8 protein-coding genes are annotated in these 18,790 nt (G+C 51.5%); 6 read left to right on the forward strand and 2 right to left on the reverse strand.

Annotated features, from left to right (window positions below; translation table 11 throughout):
* Positions 1 to 13 precede the first annotated feature (13 nt).
* The 6 genes from BUE76_RS17580 to BUE76_RS24785 all read left to right on the forward strand — a co-directional run bounded on the left by BUE76_RS17580 (position 14) and on the right by BUE76_RS24785 (position 10,944).
* The gene (locus tag BUE76_RS17580; RefSeq protein ID WP_073043274.1) at positions 14 to 2,548 is read left to right on the forward strand and encodes a glycosyl hydrolase 115 family protein; all 2,535 of its coding nucleotides are present in this window, start codon (positions 14 to 16) and stop codon (positions 2,546 to 2,548) included.
* Positions 2,549 to 2,842: 294 nt separating this feature from the next.
* Positions 2,843 to 3,886, forward strand: coding sequence for a glycoside hydrolase family 43 protein (locus BUE76_RS17585; RefSeq protein WP_073043276.1), 1,044 nt, complete (start codon positions 2,843 to 2,845; stop codon positions 3,884 to 3,886).
* Positions 3,887 to 3,959: 73 nt separating this feature from the next.
* Positions 3,960 to 5,912 (forward strand): sialate O-acetylesterase, encoded by a 1,953-nt coding sequence (locus BUE76_RS17590; protein ID WP_073043278.1) that lies wholly within the window; start codon positions 3,960 to 3,962, stop codon positions 5,910 to 5,912.
* Between the two features lie 79 nt (positions 5,913 to 5,991).
* Entirely contained in the window at positions 5,992 to 8,049 is a 2,058-nt protein-coding gene (locus tag BUE76_RS24015) for a polysaccharide deacetylase family protein (RefSeq protein ID WP_083596515.1), read from the forward strand.
* Positions 8,050 to 8,231: 182 nt separating this feature from the next.
* Positions 8,232 to 9,305 carry an endo-1,4-beta-xylanase gene (locus BUE76_RS17605; protein ID WP_073043280.1) on the forward strand — a complete coding sequence of 358 codons (1,074 nt, stop codon included), beginning with the start codon at positions 8,232 to 8,234 and terminating at the stop codon, positions 9,303 to 9,305.
* 178 nt (positions 9,306 to 9,483) lie between these two features.
* Positions 9,484 to 10,944: a YitT family protein gene (locus BUE76_RS24785; RefSeq protein WP_216820678.1), complete on the forward strand. Its 1,461-nt coding sequence runs from the start codon at positions 9,484 to 9,486 to the stop codon at positions 10,942 to 10,944.
* A 235-nt stretch (positions 10,945 to 11,179) separates the two neighbouring features.
* Here the strand turns inward: BUE76_RS24785 and BUE76_RS17615 are convergent, their stop codons facing one another.
* Positions 11,180 to 13,159, reverse strand: a complete 1,980-nt coding sequence (locus tag BUE76_RS17615) for an adenylate/guanylate cyclase domain-containing protein (protein WP_076026741.1) — start codon at positions 13,157 to 13,159, stop codon at positions 11,180 to 11,182.
* A 40-nt stretch (positions 13,160 to 13,199) separates the two neighbouring features.
* Positions 13,200 to 18,620, reverse strand: a complete 5,421-nt coding sequence (locus BUE76_RS17620) for a S8 family serine peptidase (protein ID WP_073043284.1) — start codon at positions 18,618 to 18,620, stop codon at positions 13,200 to 13,202.
* Positions 18,621 to 18,790 lie beyond the last annotated feature (170 nt).

The following is an 18,790-nucleotide window of genomic DNA, read 5'->3' on the forward strand; positions in this document are numbered from 1 at the left end:
AATTAAAGCCATTATGAAAGCTAAACTCTTATGCTTACTCCTGCTTTCGGGCAAGCTGGCCACCGCCCAGGAATGGGTGAGTAATACGGCAACAAAAGGCGGTTTTGCATTGACCGGCACTACCATTCTCGTTGACAGCACAGATGCACCACTTGTATTAAAATCAGCCTCCCTTTTGCAACAGGACATTTTAGCCGTTACTGGTTACAACCCCCCGATCACAGCAAGCCTCAACAGGGCCGGGAAAAATACAATCGTGCTGGGTACCCTGAACGCAAAACCACTACTGCAACTGCAGCAAAATGGCAAGCTGAAAACCCAGGGTATTAAAGGACAATGGGAAGCCTACCAGGTACAAACCGTTGCCAATCCATTTTCCGGGGTAGAAAAGGCCCTGGTGATTGCGGGCAGCGACCGCCGCGGTGCAGCATACGGCGTATTTGAATGCTCCAAACAAATGGGCGTATCGCCCTGGTACTGGTGGGCCGATGTGCCGGTGAAAAAACAGGCACAGCTTTTTGTACGACCCGGCACCTACACCGATGCCCCCAAAGTAAGATACCGGGGCATTTTTATCAACGACGAAGCACCGGCGCTTGCCAACTGGAGCCGGGAAAAGTTTGGTGGGTTTAACCACCAGTTTTACGAAAAAGTATTCGAGCTGATCCTGCGCCTCAAAGGCAATTACCTATGGCCCGCCATGTGGGGCAGTGCATTCTACGATGACGATAAATCCAATATCAACAGTGCCGATACTTTCGGCATTGTCATCGGCACCTCGCACCACGAGCCCCTGATGCGGGCACACGACGAATGGCGGCGCTATGGCACGGGCAAATGGAACTACGACAGCAATGCCGTGCGGTTGCAGGATTTCTGGCGCAAGGGTATGCAACGGGCCACCAACGAAAAGATCGTGAGCATCGGCATGCGTGGCGATGGCGACGAGCCCATGAGCCGCGAAACCGCTACAGCCTTATTAGAGCGCATTGTAAAAGACCAACGCAGCATCATCAGCGAAGTAAGCGGCAAACCTGCATCCGAAACCCCGCAGCTATGGGCTCTGTACAAGGAAGTACAGGATTATTACGACAAGGGCATGCGGGTACCCGATGATGTAACCCTTTTGCTGTGCGACGACAACTGGGGCAACATCCGCAGGTTGCCCAAATTGGGCGAAGCACCCCGCAAAGGCGGCTATGGCATTTACTACCACTTCGACTATGTGGGCGGGCCGCGCAACTACAAATGGCTCAACACCAACAACCTGGCCCGCGTATGGGAACAGATGCACCTGGCATGGGCGTACAACGCAAGACAGATATGGATCGTCAATGTGGGTGATATCAAACCCATGGAGCTGCCTACTTCGTTCTTCCTCGATTATGCCTGGAACCCCGAACGCATCGGCGCTAAGGATTTGCCTGCCTACTACAGCCAATGGGCTGCCGGCCAGTTTGGTACGGAACAGGCACAGGACATCGGCCAGGTGCTGCAACAATATGCGCAGCTGAGCGCACGGCGCAAACCCGAACTGCTGCATGCAACTACCTATAACCTTATCAACCAGGAATGGGATCGCGTGGTGAACGAATGGAGCCTGTTGCGCAGCAAGGCCGAACGCATCGGCAAAACCCTCGCGCCACAATACGGGGACGCTTATTTCCAGCTGGTGCTTCACCCGATTGCAGCCTTTGCCAACCTCCACGAAATGTACCATGCCGTTGCCCTCAACCAATGGCAGGCAGGACAGCAAATGACCTTTGCCAACAAGCATGCGGAACGGGCAAAGGAATTATACGCCAGGGACTCACTGATCACTTTGCAGTACCACCAACTGAAGGGCGGCAAATGGAACCACTTGATGAGCCAGACCCATATTGGTTATACCTACTGGCAGCAGCCCCTGGTAAATAAGATGCCCGAACTGCGCTATGTAAATGCAACCGTAGCAGGAGATGGCCCGGTACTGATAGAGCCGCGTGTGCTTTCGGCAATGGACCTCATTCCGGCCGGCACCAAGGGCCATGTTTTTTATGAACAGGACGGCGTGGTAAGCATGGAGGCCAGCCATTTTACAACAAACGAAAACAAAGGTGCGCAGCAGTGGCAGCTCATTCCCGGCATCGGCCGCACCGGAGATGGCTTAAGCCTTTTTCCTGTTACCGCACCAAAGCAAGCCGTGGGCAAAGGCCCCGTACTGAGCTACGAATGGTATGCGTATGACAGCGGCGCTGTAAAGCTGCACACTTTTGTGTCGCCAACACTTAACTTCCAGCATAGCGAAGGGCTGCAACTGGCTGTTAGCATCGACGATGAAGCACCCCAGTTGATTACCATCAACAGGGAAGACGAAAATGTGCGCACCTGGGAAAGCTGGGTGGCAGCCAATATCATTACCAAACAAACAGCACACAAAATTGCCAAGCCTGGCAAGCATATACTAAAGGTTTGGGCTGTTGACCCCGGCGTGGTATTGCAAAAACTGGTGCTTGATTTTGGCGGCATGCAGCCAAGCTACCTGGGACCGGAGGAAACGAAGAAGTGATTGGGGAATGGTGAATAGTGAATGGGGATTGGGCATTAGGTATTAGGTATTGGGTAATAAAAATTGATCATTAGATCCGCGCTATTAATAACATTTGGAAAAAGCCTTTTGGCAAATAATTGGAATTAAAGCGCATGGCTCCGTAGTAGCCATCTCTTGGTAGAAAACCAACAAGTGGAAGAACCCGGCTCCAGTGAAGCCGCTCCTGTTATAGAGCGGCAATTAAACGGAATCCGTCCCATCGATGGCTCGGGAAGCAATGTTTATAGAAAAGCAAAACAATCAAAGAGCAATATGCAAGTACAAAACAAAATGATCTGGACGGGCCTCTGCGCTTTTGCGGCACTGAGCGGCTCGGCGCAAGAGAAGAAGCCCATTTCGCAGCCCCTCGTTTCGCACATTTATACGGCCGATCCATCGGCGCATGTGTTCAATGGCCGCATTTACATTTATCCTTCGCACGACACGGCCACCGGCACACCCGAGAACGATAACGGCGATCATTTCAACATGATGGATTACCGCATTCTCAGCATGAATAAAGTGGGTGGCAAGGTTACCGATCATGGCGTAGCCCTCAGTGTAAAAGATATTCCCTGGGCGGGCCGCCAGCTATGGGCGCCCGATGTGGCCTTTGCCAACGGCACGTACTATCTCTATTTCCCCCTTAAGGACAAACAGGATGTATTCCGTATTGGCGTGGCTACCAGCAAAAAACCTGAAGGTCCGTTTAAAGCAGAAGCAGAACCCATCAAGGGCAGCTATAGCATCGACCCAAGCGTATTCAAAGACCCCAAAAGCAGCGATCACTATATGTATTTTGGCGGCATCTGGGGCGGACAGCTCCAACGTTGGAACAACAACCAGTACGATCCCAACGGGGCGCTGCGCCAACCCAACGAGCCTGCCGTGCTGCCCCGCGTGGTGAAGCTGTCGAAAGACATGAAAAGCTTTGCCGAACCCGTTCGCGAGCTGCAGGTGCTGGACCAGAACGGCAAACCATTTACCGAAGGCGATAACACCAGGCGCTTCTTTGAAGGCCCCTGGATACACTATTACAATGGCAAGTATTATTTCTCCTACTCTACCGGCGATACGCACAACCTGGTGTATGCTACATCCGACAACCCTTATGGGCCCTTTACCTACCAGGGCGTGATCCTTACACCGGTTCAGGGCTGGACCACCCACCACTCCATAGTTGAAAAAGACGGCAAGTGGTGGCTCTTTTACCATGATGTGCAGCTGAGTGGCAAAACCCACCTGCGCAACGTGAAAGTAACCGAGTTGAAGTACAACGCCGATGGCAGCATCCAGACCATCAACCCTTATCAATAAGCCTTACAACCCGCAGCCACTAGCCAATGGTTGCGGGTTTATTTTTTGACCAAGCCCCTACATTGCCTGCAACATGAAACCTGCACTCCTGCTTTTTTCCGCTCTTGTTTTACACCTGTTTGGAACTGCCCAAATCAAGCTGCCGCGGCTTGTCCGCGACAGCATGGTGCTGCAACGCGACACCAGGATCAACCTCTGGGGTTGGGCAGGAAGTGGTGAACAGGTAAGCATTCAGTTTAACGGTAAAAAGGTGCGCACCAAGGCGGGCACCGATGGCAAGTGGACGGCAACGCTGCCGCCCATGAAGGCCGGCGGGCCCTACACCATGGAGCTGAGCGCCAGCAATAAGGTGATCCTGAAGGACATTCTTATTGGTGATGTATGGCTTTGCTCGGGGCAGTCGAATATGGTACACAATATGGGCCTGCACAGCGAAACCTATGGTGCCGATATTGCTGCCGCCCATTACCCGCAGATCAGGCAGTTTTGGATACCTACCCTGTACAACCTGGAAGGCCCCCAACAAAACCTGCCCGCAGGCAGCTGGAAAAGCGCCAACCCCGAAGACGTGAAGCAGTTTTCGGTTGCTGCTTATTTCTTTGCCCGCCAGTTGTATGAGCAGTATAAGATTCCCATAGGTATCATCAATGCATCCGTTGGCGGCAGCCCTGTAGAGGCATGGACCAGCGAAGCTGGCCTGCAAGATTTTGGCCCCATTGCAGCAACCATCCAGCGCAATAAAGACACGGCATACATCCGATCGCAGAATATAGCTTCGGCACGCTACAACACCCTCAGCAACCAGCGCAGCAACAACGACAAGGGCATGACCGGCGCGGTAAAATGGTTTGAAACCGCTTACCAAGCTGTAGGCTGGCGGCCTATCAATATCCCAGGTTACTGGGAAGACCAGGGCATCAAAAATCTGGACGGCATTGTTTGGTACCGCAGGGAGATTGAAGTACCGGAAACTATGGCCGGTAAGACTGCGAAATTGTATATGGGTCGCATCGTGGATGCCGACCAGGTTTTTGTAAATGGAAAAGAAATTGGATCTACCGGCTACCAATACCCGCAAAGGCGGTATATGGTACCCCAAGGTTTGTTGCGCACAGGCAAGAACACCATCGTGGTGCGGGTAACCAACCAGGGTGGCAAGGGCGGTTTTGTTCCAGACAAACCTTATTACCTGCTGGCAGGCAACCAACAGATCGACCTCAAGGGCGTATGGCAGTACAAAGTAGGAACGGCATTTACACCAGTGACGGCCACTCCCGGCATCTCGCTGCAAAACCAGCCTACCGCACTGTACAACTCAATGATCGCTCCCCTTGTGCCTTATACCCTCAAGGGCATTTTGTGGTACCAGGGAGAAAGCAATGCCGGCAATCCTGCTGCTTACGCAAAACTGTTCCCTGCATTTATCCGCAACTGGCGGCAGCTCTTTGGCCAGGGGGCTCTTCCCTTCCTGTTTGTACAGCTACCCAACTTCATGGATGCCGACTACCTGCCCGCCGAAAGCGGCTGGGCCGCCACCCGCGAAGCGCAAGCCTCTGCCCTTTCCGAACCCAATACCGCCATGGCGGTAGCCATCGACCTGGGTGAGTGGAACGATATTCACCCCGACAACAAAAAAGATGTGGGAATGCGCCTGGCCCGTGCTGCGCAAAAACTGGTGTACCGTGAAAACATTGTTGGCTCCGGGCCTATGTTTGAAAAAGCGACCGTGCAGGAGGACAAGATCATTATTTCATTTACGGAAACAGGCAGCGGGTTGACTACTTCCGATGGGGAGGCGCCCGGCTATTTTGCCATTGCCGGTGCAGACAAGAAATTTGTTTGGGCCAACACCCGCATTGCAGGCAATACTGTTGTAGCCTGGAGCGACGAAGTACCGCTACCCCTGTATGTTCGGTATGCCTGGGCCGACAACCCGCATGGCGCCAACCTGTACAACAAGGAAGGGCTGCCCGCAGCCCCCTTCCGCACCGATGGTGATGCAGCAAATGAACAGGCTAAAAAGTAGCTGGTCAAACCTGGACACTACATCACAAGCCAACCCCAAACCCCTAACTCCAAACCCCAAACCTATCTAACGATCGCATATGAAAAGATTCTTACTGTACTCGGCACTTGCTCTTGCTACCCTGCCTGCTTTCAGCCAGGGCAATGGTCCCTGGCGGGGCAAAAAAGCCGCAGTCGTACTTACCTACGATGATGCCATCGACCAGCACCTCGACAATGCCTTGCCACTGATCGACTCGCTTGGGCTGAAGGCTACTTTCTATGTTTCCGGATTTTCCAACTCCATGCAAAAAAGGCTGAATGCCTGGAAGGCTGTTGCCACCAAAGGGCACGAACTGGGCAACCACACGATGTACCACCCCTGTATTGGCAACACTCCAGGACGGAGTTGGGTAAAACCCGATTATGACCTGAGCAAGTATACTGTACAGCGTATTGTGGATGAAACCCGCGCTACCAACCTCCTGCTGCAATCGATGGATGGAAAAACCAGGCGGACCTTTGCATTTCCGTGCAGCGATACCCACATAGGTGACTCAGCCTATATCCAGCCCATGCAGGGCGACTTTGTTGCAGCAAGGGCCGTACGCAACCAGATGCACCGCATTGGGGAAGTGGCCCTGTACGATGTGGATTGCTTTATGGTGAACAACCACACTGCCGAGCAGATGATTGCATGGGTAAAGGAAGCCGTGGAAAAGAACGCCCTGCTGGTGATCCTTTTTCATGGTGTGGGTGGCGGCAACTCGCTGGATGTGGCCCTCCCCGAACACCGCCGCTTTTTGCAATACCTCAAAGGAGCTGAAAATGATTTGTGGATCGCCCCCATGGTGGAAGTGGCCGATTTTGTGCGCGGTTACCAGCAAAGAGAGGCCGTCAACAAGGCCACGCAGGCCGACTACAACAAAATGCTTGCTCAACTCGGCATACAGGCTACCCGCCGGGGCCCATCGGGCAACCCGCAGGCGCCAGATGCCGCCAACAGTGATGAAGCGAAAGCAACCACCTATACCTCCATTCCCGACGCGCTGGTGTTGAAGAACGGCAAAAAAGTAACCAGTACCAATGACTGGTGGCGCAAACGCCGGCCTGAAATTGTTGCAGATTTTGACCGGGAAATCTATGGCCGGGTGCCTGCCAATATTCCTGGTGTTAAATGGGAAGTAATATCGGTAAAGGATACAAGCTATGGCAGCATTGCCGCAGTAGAGAAACAATTGCTAGGGCATGTAGACAATAGCATGTACCCGCAGATCAAAGTGGATATCCAGCTCACCCTCACTACCCCTAAATCGGCAACCAAGGCAGTACCCGTTGTAATGGAATACGGGTTTGTATGGCCGCCGGGCTTCCGTCCGCCGGCACCACCTGCAGGCACCACACCGCCCAAGAGTTGGCAGGAGCAGGTTTTGGAAAGAGGATTGGCAGCTGCCCTCCTTATTCCCACCAGTTACCAGGCCGATCATGGCGCAGGCCTTACCGAAGGTATTATTGGGCTGGTAAATAAAGGGCAGCCCCGCAAACCCGACGACTGGGGTACTTTGCGTGCCTGGGCCTGGGGTGCCAGCAGGGCCATTGATTATTTTGAATCCGACCCTGCTATTGATGCCAAACAGGTAGCCATTGAAGGATTGTCGCGTTATGGCAAGGCAGCCCTGGTTGCCATGGCCTATGAGCCACGTATCAAGATAGGCTTCATCGGCTCTTCGGGTGCCGGTGGCGCCAAGATCCTGCGACGCACTTTTGGTGAGCAGGTAGAAAACCTGGCATCCTCCGCAGAGTACCATTGGTTTGCCGGCAACTTCATCAAATACGCAGGTCCGCTTACGCCAAACGACCTGCCGGTGGATGCGCATGAACTGATTGCCTTGTGCGCACCCAGGCCGGTATTTATCAGCTCGGGTTCGCCACAGGTAGAGGGCAATTGGATCGACGCCAAAGGGATGTTTCTGGGTGGTGTACATGCCGGGCCGGTTTATCGCCTGTTGGGTAAAAAAGACCTGGGCACCGCAGCATTCCCAGCACAGGAAACCAACCTGGCCACGGGAGATATTGCATTCCGCCAGCACAGCGGGGGCCACACCACTGGTCCCAACTGGCCCTATTTCCTTGATTTTGCCTCCCGTTATTTTAAATAAACCTTGCGGGTTGCTTATAAGACCTATAAGGTTTTTAAAACCTTATAGGGCTCAGCCCAAGGCTTCAACCCTTTAAACCTTCAGGGTTTAAAGGCCTTCCCGGTCTGAAACCACACCTAACAGGTCTTGGAGACCTGTTAGGTGTTTCACCCAAAACTTAATAGGTTTAATACCCCCATTCAATGAAACAACTCCTTTCCCTCCTACTCGCAACGACTGTAACACTTGGCGCTTCCGCACAAACGACCAATGGCAAGGGCCTTAAAGACCTTTACAAAAATTACTTCACCATGGGTGTGGCAGTAAGTCCCCGCGCACTGAAAACCGATGAAGCCGGGCTGATCCTGCAGCACTTCAGCAGCATGACCCCGGAGAATGCCATGAAGATGGGTCCCATTCACCCAAAGGAAAACGAATACAATTTCAGGGATGCTGATTCCATTGTTGCTTTTGCACAACGCAACCAACTCAAGCTGCGTGGTCATACCCTTTGCTGGCACAGCCAAACCCCGTCCTGGATATTCAAGGACGATGCAGGCAATACCGTTTCCAAAGCCGTATTGCTGCAACGGTTGAAAGACCACATCTTCACCGTGGTGAACCGATATAAGGGGAGTGTATATGCCTGGGATGTGGTAAACGAAGCCATTTCCGACAAGCCCGACGAGTACCTGCGTCCTTCGCCCTGGCTGCAGATCATTGGTGAAGAATATATTGCCAAAGCCTTTCAGTGGGCGCACGAAGCCGACCCTAAAGCGGTGCTTTTTTACAACGATTACAATGAGATCAGCCCGGAGAAAAGAGCCAAGATGGTGCGGCTGGTAAAAGGCCTGAAGAGTGCCGGTGTGCCCATTCATGCAGTAGGCCTGCAAGGCCACTGGGCGGTGAACGAACCATCACGGGAACAATTGGAAAGCACGCTGCGCGATTTCGCCGCAACCGGTTTGAAAATGCAGATCACCGAGCTGGACATTTCCGTTTACCCCAAGGAACATGATGCACGACCTGCACGACCCGAAGACAAAGACACCGCTTTCTCAGCAATCCGCGAGCAACAACAAAGGGATGTGTACAAAATGAGTTTCGAGCTGTTTCGCAAATATCGCAAGCAATTGACCGGCGTTACTTTCTGGAACATTTCGGACCGCACCAGCTGGCTGGATAATTTCCCCGTGCGCAACCGCAAAGATTATCCCCTGTTGTTTGATAAAAACCTGCAGCCCAAAAAAGCCTATTTCGATATTGTGCAATTTTAAGTGCGGCCCATCTGGAAAGCAGTTTTACAGGAAAAAGATGTACAATCCCCGGCAGCATTTTGCGCCGGGGATTTTGTTTGATTTATATGTGGTTAGACAATACCCTACTAGGTAGCATGTAATAAAAACAGTATATTGAAGGGTGCAGTTACCTACCCCTCATACAACCAGGCCGGACATGCAGTTTGAACCTGTTTACGACTTCCTGATCCAAAAGCTGGAACTGGAACTTCCGAAGCATCTTTCCTACCACAATGCAGCACATACCATCGACGTGGTACAGGCCGTAGATTACCTCGGCAAGTCGGAAGGCGTAAGCCCGTACGAATTGCAACTGCTGGCTGCTGCCGCGCTTTTTCATGACTCCGGTTTTTTGATCAGCCCCGAAAATCATGAAGAGCGATCCTGTGTGCTGGCAAGAGAATACCTGCCTCACTACGGCTACAGTGCGGAAGACATTGAGCAGATATGCCTGCTGATTATGGCGACCAAGCTTACGCATACGCCGGTCAACAAACTGGAAAGCATTATTTGTGATGCGGACCTGTATTACCTGGGTACCGAAAGGTTCCAGGAGCGCTCCGAAGACCTGTACCGCGAGTTTAAAGCACTGGGTATTGTAAAAAACTGGCAGGACTGGAACCTGAAGCAAAACAACTTTTTGAAGACCCACCGCTTTTACACCCACACGGCGGTGAATGAGTATTCCTTCATTAAGATGCAAAACTTCCAGGAACTCAAAACCCGCCAGAAAGAAGCTTCCTGGAGCAGCAAGTACCACCAAACTAAAACACAAGTCCATGACGGCATCCTCATCGTACTAGGCGTATTGTCGACAGGGTTTGCACTCAAAGGGTTCCTGGTGCCCAACATGTTTTTTGATGGCGGCATCACCGGCATCTCACTGCTGCTGCACGAGTTGTACCATACCAACCTGGCTTATACCATCGTGCTGGCCAACCTGCCATTGATCATAGTTAGCTATTTTACCGTTAGTAAAAGATTTGCCCTGCGTACCCTGCTTTGTGTAAGCCTGCTGGGTATCTGCCTGCTGGCATTCCCCTATCCTACCATCACATCCGACAAACTGCTGATCTCCATTTTTGGTGGGTTTTTCCTAGGCCTGGGCATTGGTATGACCATGCGTGCAGGCTGTGCCCTCGATGGCGTGGAAGTGCTTGCATTGTATACCCTGCGGCGCACCAGTTTCACCATCACCGAAATCATTATGGCCATCAATGTCATGATCTTTGGATTTGCTGCCCTGCGCTTTGGCTTGGAAACGGCCCTGTATTCGGTGCTTACCTATTTCACGGCTTCGCGCACCATGGATTATGTGATTGAAGGCATCGAAGCCTATACCGGCGTTACCATTATTTCAGCCAAAAGCGAGATCATCAAAAGCAGGCTGGTAAACGAAATGGGGCGGAGCATTACTGTTTACAAAGGCGAACGGGGTTTTCTGCCGGGCTCCTATAAAGTGAGCAGCCAGGTAGATATCATTTTTACCGTGGCTACCCGTTTGGAATTGCGCCGGCTCAAAAACCTGGTGAACGAAATCGACCCCAATGCATTTGTATTTGCCAGCACCATCAAGGAAGCTTCGGGTGGCATCCTTAAACGCAGGCATGTCCATTAAGGAACCCCGGAGGAAGGAAATAATATTAAGCTGAAAGGGTAGCTATAAGTGAAAAATTCAGAGTTCAAAGTATATAGGCAAGCCGGCTAAGTAGTTTTGATTTTTATTTTTGATGGCTTTCAGGTTTCATTGATTCTCCTGTTTTTTGGTATTAGCATATCCGCAAAACTTAATCTAAAAGGAAAGGGTGCATGTAAACAAACAGGCACCCTTTCCTTTTGATTTTGCTCCAGGTTCAATCATCGTAACTGATGCTGGTTTTTTGCTGGAAAGCTTTTGCAAAAGAAACTGGCGCTTTTGCCACCAGGTCCTTGTCCACAAAGTACATATCGATCTCCCCTACATTCTTGGCACTGATCTTTCCGCGGTAGCTACAGGCAAACTCTCCCTTCACAATTTCGTAGGTTGCTGCCGAGATATTTACCCTGCCCGGTGTGCTATTGCTTTCCATACGGCTGGCTACGTTTACCGAACTTCCCCATATATCGTATGCATATTTTTTGCGGCCTACCACTCCTGCCACTACAGCGCCTACATTAATGCCGATCCGCATTTGCCAGGGCAATAATCCTTTCGCCAGTCTTTTCTGGTTATAGCTCAACATGAAAGCCTGCATTTCAAGGGCGGCCCTTACAATGCGGAAAGGATGATCGATATCGGGTGTAGGTATGCCGCCGGCACACATATAAGCGTCGCCAATTGTTTTGATCTTTTCCAAGTTGTACTTATCGATGATATCGTCGAAAGCCATAAAACACTCACTGAGGTCTTCTACAAGTGCCGAAGGCTCCATCTTGTCGGCGATGGAGGTAAATCCATTAAAGTCTGAAAAAAGAATGGATACCCGCTCATAGTTGCGCGGAGTGGCCTGTCCTTTCTGGCGCAGTTCCTGTGCCACTTCCGCCGGCAGGATATTGAGCAGGAGTCCTTCAATTTCATCTTTTTGTTTATCCAGCAACTGGTTGACCCGGACCTTCACCCGGTAGTTGCGGTACAGGATCACTGCAATCACTACCAAAAACACCAAACCAGCAATGGAGGCATTTTTAGCTATCCGCTGCCGTTTCAATTCCACTTCCTTCAGGCTGCGATCCTTCATCAGCAGGTTGATTTCCCCCTGCTTTTTTTGCAGGTCGAAATCGAATTGCAGCAAGGCTATTTTCTTGTCCCGCTCATTGTTGTACAGGCTGTCTTTGATGGATGCAAACAACTCATGGTAATAGAACGCATTGCGGTAATCGTTGGCAAGGGCATATGTTTTGGCAAGGCCATCGTATACATCTTTCAACTCGCGCAACATATTCACTTCTTCACCCAATGCTTTAGCCTTCAGGTAGTCGTTTTTTGCTGCGGGCAGGTTGCCCAATTGCGCATGTGCATTGGCCATTCCCAATAACGACTGGACCATGTCGTATTTGCCATTGAGGGTACGGGCAAATTCATAAGCTTCCTTGTGGTAAGCATATGCTTTTTGATAAGCACTATCTTTTGCGTAAAGCTTTCCCAATGAATTAAGTGCAGAAGGCTTATTCTCTACATCTCCTTTTGAGAAAGCATCCAAGGATTTTTGCAGGTAAAACAATGCCTTTCCTGTACTATCCTGCTGTCCATACAATTCTCCAATATTTCCAGACAAGGTACCAATGCCAAATCCATCTTGCAATTTCTCGCAAATGGCTAATGCTCGGGTGTAGTAGTCAATAGCCTTATTCCAATTTTCAGGCTTGTGCTCATATACAGCGCCTACATTATTTAAAGCCGTGTACACCCGCACTTTATCGCCGGCCTCTTCTGCAAGCCGCAGCGATTGGAGATAATGAGAAAGGGCTTTTTCATCATCGCCTTGATTAAAATAAATAGCACCAATATTACTGAGCATGTTCGCTACCCCTACTTTATCGCCTGCTTCGCTGAACAGACGCTTGGCGCGGCTCCAATAATCGGTTGCTTCAACATACTTACCTTGATTGTAATACACTATACCAACAGCTTTCAAGGCCAAAGCCTCTCCTTTTACAAAACCGTTGCTACGAGCCAGGTCATATGCTTTTCGTGCCAGATTAATAGCACCAGCAGGATCATTGGTGTACCGTTCCTTGGCTTGCTGTAAAAGGCTATTTACTTGCACTGTATCCACATCGGCTGCAAGGACTTGGAGAGTGCCAGTCAAACTGGCCAGGATGGTAATCCAGAAAAATACCTTGTTACACTTCATCCGGTCCATGTTTCAGATTTAGAATAAAAAATTATTTTGATCAACGGGGTAGCACCACAAAACGGCGTCGTATCACCTGTGTACCCGTTTCAATCCGTAAGAAATAAACCCCCGCAGCCAGCCCCGATATATTCAGGCGAACGCTACTGGCATTGCCTATAGGTTTGATATTCTGTACCTGTCCGTTGGCTGCCACCACCTGGAAGCGCAAATTTGGAGCGGGCTTTACCCCATTTACAAACAGCACATCTCGTGCAGGGTTGGGGAATACAGCGATAGTCACCTCGTCAATTGTTGGTGTAGTTTCTGTGGGAGCAATTGCATTGCGGCTCTTACACCGGGTAGAAGTTGAACTTGCTTCACTTGCCGAGGCCGTTTTTTGGTTTACATCAACGGTTACAAGGTTCCAGGTTATTTTTTTACCATCAAAAGGAACAGTAAAACGGCCATATCCCGGCTCAAAGAACTCAGGTGGCTGCCCACTGAAAGAACCTTCAGCAACAATTTGATTATCAGCCCCACGGAGCACCACTACGGTAGCTGCATTATCATTTTGATAAGCAAAGCGGGCAATAAAGCCAAAGCCTGATGGATGGTTACGAACAACCTCTACACATTCCAAAATAGTTTTCACTTTCTTGGTACCCGGTCCAAACGGATTAACATACAGCCTCCCATTCTTGTATGCTACCATATAATTATCCAGTTTGGGAGATTGCAAACCCTCGGGTTGGACTTCATACACACCTGCGGCCCCGGTATACTTCGGCGAAGTGTTAAATATGGGGGTACCTGGTACTACAGTTTGTGCATCGGTATACTGCCACCCCCTGGTGGTTGCTGTAAAGTGTACCGGCAAGGTCCCTTGTGTAACAATAATAGTATCGGCTGCGACCTCCAACGGCATTTTATTTATAGTGAGGGTACCTGCAATTGGGTTAATAAAATAATTGGCCGGAGCTACCAGGTTATAGCTTGCAGTTACCTGGTAGGATCCTGCAGCTATTTGACTCAACGGCACCACTTGCTGCAAACTATTGCGCACCACAAACTTAGGCGGGCCGGCCAGCACGGCAGCCGCTTTATCATCGTAACGATAACCAGTGACCTTAACTTCCAGCACAGGTGCCTTGCCATAGCTTTCTGTGGCATTGCTTACGGTTGCTGTGAGTGGCGCAGGTGTTACGGTCAGCTTTCCTACCTTGTACCGGACAATGAAATTAGTGTTGAGCACGGCGGCAGGTAACATCAGGTGGTTGCCGGAAGTAAGGCCCGTTACCATGTTTATGGGTTGAATACCAGTGAGCGAATCGCCTTCAGGAGCATTTACATCCGACTCATCTACCACAACTGCCAAGTTAGAAGAACTGCTGTCCACGGTGCTGCTGTTTACCAAAGCCCTCGATGAATTGACCAGCGCCCTGCTATTCACAAGGGCACGGCTATTAACCAAGGCCCGGGAACTATTTAATGCTGCCGCATTTACCAGAGCGCGAGAGGAATTGAGAGTGGTAGTATCCGGATTGGTGCGGTAAGCCACAAAACTCTCTGGTGCCACATCAATCACGTAGGTGGTATCAGGTACTGAATTTACAAGGGCACGTGACGAATTAACCAGGGCTCTGCTATTCACCAGTGCACGGCTGGAGGCCAGCATCGCCAAATTATTTAATTCAACAGCGCTTAATTCACTGCCATTTACAAGGGCACGCGAACTAAGGATTAAGGCATCTTTTGCAATCACCTCTTTATGCTGCCTTTGCAACGTATCAAACAAAAGCGCAGACCCCACCAACACCACAGCCGTATCAGGCTGGTAGTTGAAATTGAAATCCGTGATCTTTTCGCCATACACTACCGTTGTATCACGTGGGCTAACGGTAATGGGAAGCGGTAAGATATCGAGCACGCCATCAACGAAGCTGTATTCATTTACCTCCAGCAATCCGATGTCGGCAGGCAGGCTGTTGTCGAATGCGCTGACGGGCCGGATCCGGTACTTGTTTACATTGCTGCTTACCTGGCCGGTACTGGTAAAGCTTAAACTGCTCAATCCCAGCTGGCCGATCAACGGCGAAACCGGATCAACCAATTGCCCGTCTACAAAAACACTTGCGGTAAATGCAGGCATTTGCTCGCCATAGAGTTTGGTCTTATCATTTGCCACTACCCGCACTTTTTTCTTTACCGGCGCAAAGAAGTAGAAGGGTTCCGATGTACCGCCATCAAGGCCGCTGGGTGTTACCGCTCCGGTACGCAGTTGAATGGGCGGGTTGGCAGTAGCGCCAAAGGCAGGCAACAAAGCCGTGGCCGTTGTACTGTTAAGCACGGTTGTAGGCAGGGGTGTGCCCCTGAACAGTACCTGCGTATTGTTGGTCAGAAAATTACCTTCAATTACGATGGTTGCCTCTGCCGAGCCAGGGGTAATGGCGGCATTTTCCATGCGCACGGTATTGATCTGGGGCGTAGGCGCTGCAAAGCTGAATACCGAAAGATAAGGCTGGATAAAACCGCTGCCGCTGCTCAAATCAACACCTGCAGGGCCCATGTCCAGGGCCGCACTCCGCAAAAGCTGCCGTACCTGTTCGGGAGTAGGATTGCTGTTGAAAAACTTCCGGCGGGCTTGCATCAGCAGGGCCGCAGCACCGGCTGCATGGGGTGCCGCCGCCGATGTACCAAAGAAGTTGAAGAACCGGTCGCCGTCGATATTGGGAGCGCCCAGGTTTACAGTAGTATTGCCGCCATTGGGCGCTGCCAGGTCGGGCTTGCTGCGCACCTGCCCTTCAACGGGTGTACCGCCTACGGAAGAGAAAGAAGCAATGCTAGGCGGGTTCAAACCATAAGGCGGGGTGTTGGTATACAATACCGCGCCTATGGTGATGGCGCCGGCAGCATTGGCCTGCCCAACGATGGTGGAACTGTTTTGCGCATGCTCCAGCACCGAGCCTTCGCCGCGGAAGAAGATGTACTTGAAAGGCACCGCAGCCGAACCTGCGGCACGTACAATCAGCAGGTTTACCTCCACATCCGCATCCACTGCAAAAGGCATAATCTCCACAGGGTCGCCACGCAGGTTGTTGCGGTTAAAACCATAAATGATGCGGCCGCTGTTATCTGCCAGGTAGATATCGAGGTCGTTCTGTGCACCGGTGGCTGTTTGCCCCTGCGAGAAAAATGCATCCTGCCATTGCAGCACCAGGGTATAAATGCCTTTTTTCAACTGCACCTTTTGCAGGATATCGCCACCGCCAAAATTGTGGGCCTGCCCGCTTACACCGGCAGGGGCCGCGGCGGGGTTGAACACTGCGCCGTAAGAGCGGCTACCGAAATTTCCGGCTGCGGTAAAATAGGTAACCCCTGCCTGGCTTACCTCATCCACAGCATGGGCTATCTGGCCGTCGGTGAAAAACGGTTCGGTAATATGAGAGATATCGTCTACCACCACCTGGCAGCCTGCAGCGGCCAATTGCCGGATACCCAGCGCCATATCGCCGGCACTGCGCACCCCGGTGCGGAAAGCAAGGCTGGCTCCCGGAGCTATATCGTGAACAATCTGGAGCATCGCCCGGCCCTCATCGGTACCGGCCCCAAGGGGCAGGTCTTCCAACACCTGCACGCCTGTGGTATTGGCAAGGTTGCCCGGCCCCGGCAGGTCTTCATTAGCAAGGTCTACCGAAGCAGGATCGCCCTCCTTTGAATTATAGCTATCCGACAGTACGCCCACCTTCACGCCATGGCCGTCCAGTTTATACCCTTCGCGTACAAAATGCGACCGCATGGCGGTATCGCCCGCCGTTACCACGAGCCCGCCATTACGCACGGCAGGAAACAGCGGCCGTACAAAATTGACCAGCCCGGGCAATTTGTTGAGTTTGGGCAGGTTGGCAACAGGGAAACTACCGGTGATCACCAGGCTCTGGCTACCATTATAAACAGTATCGCTCAACCCATAATCCTGCCCTGTAAGCATTTCGTAAACTTCCCCGGCTTTGTCTTTTTCGGCAACAACCTCAATGCGTACCCTGCCGGGTGTCAACTGGAAAATAGTTTTTTCAGGATCCTGTACGGTTCCGGGATTTTGCACCAGGGCGGTAAGTTCGGGCCCTATTGGGTTTTTTACCTTTCCCACCGGTTCGTATAATGGGTCGATACAGGGCTGAAGAGGGGCCAACTGCACGGTATCGGTACCAACGGCCCCACATTGCGTATTGGTAACGTAGAGCACATAAGTGCCCGGGGCAGTGGCGATAATACTGGCTTTATTGCTTTCACCGCTAATGACGCCGCCACCAAAGGCCGCCCAGCGGTAACTTACGTTGGCTGTTGTCGAACTGCCAGTAAGCGTTACCGATTTGATGGAACAACCTATTAATTGGTCAGCACCGGCGTTGGCTGCAGGCACGGGACAGTTGAGGGGGGCATAGGTAATGCTGACACCGCTTTCCACCAGCACCTGGGTACCGCTCCATAAGGCACCGCTCACCTTGGCATCGCTGGTACCCGAACCAATACGGATGCCGCCATTAGGCGCATACACCGTCCCCAGCCACTGCGAGCGATTGCTACCCGAAGCACCATTACTCATCACCCAGGCATACCCACCCAGGCCTGTTCCATAACCCTGTGTTTCGGCATATATCTGGCCCGGGCTGCCGCCATTTACCAACTCTACATTAAGCTTCCCGATATTGGCGTCCCCCTGAACATAAATGAGGAAAACCCCGGAAGGGTTTTCTTTAAAATCAAATACAAAGCGGTTTACATTTCCGCTGTTGTTGATGGACTTGAAAGTATACTTTCCAGGCTTTGAAAAACGGAGCACCTGCCCCCCGCCAAGTTTCATTTCGTTATATACGCCCTCGTCGATATTGCCACCCGCCAGCACATTGGTAATGCTGCTTCCTGTCATGTCGGATGGCTTGGGAAGGGCAGGCAATAGCGGGGGCGTAAAGCTTTTTTCAAAAGCACCTCCTCGTGGATCTGGCCCCGTATAACTGCCCCCTTTAAGAAAATTGACGGTACCATTTACGGTGCCGCTTACCACTGTGGTATGGCCTACCACCTCCATATTTCCATTGATAAGGGCATTGGAACCAATTTGAACAGTATTGGCTGCCCCGCCACTGTTGGCAGCGCTGATATTGGCATTAACGGTATTGCTGTTGGTGAGCACTACCCTGCCACCGCTGTAGATATGGCTATTGATGGTGGCAGGCCCCGTAGAACTTACCAGGTGGTGGCTGCCTACTGCGCCATTGATGATGGCCGATGAAGAAGACAAAAAGACCCCGCAGCCGGGTGCGGGAATGGTGCCTGTGCCGCAATCGGGGCGGCCGGCGAAAATGACAAAATCGCGCATGGACAGTTGCTGCTGGGCAAATGCCGGTTCCGGTACGAGAAAGGAACAGATAATGGATGCAACAGCCAGGAATAAGCGCAAAGCTCCGGACAGGTAATGCATAACCCTGAGTTTGATGTTGGTTCGTAAGTATGCTTAGCGGGGGTACTGATCATTGTTCCGGCAGGTGGTAATTACCGGGTATGCACGCAAGGGAGCAATTAGGCTTTCATAAAATTGGGAGCGCAGGCAAGTAAGCAGAGGGGCGGATGGGACTGTTGCAGCAGTATGGG

This window comes from Cnuella takakiae (assembly GCF_001953305.1).
Taxonomy (GTDB): domain Bacteria; phylum Bacteroidota; class Bacteroidia; order Chitinophagales; family Chitinophagaceae; genus Flavisolibacter; species Flavisolibacter takakiae.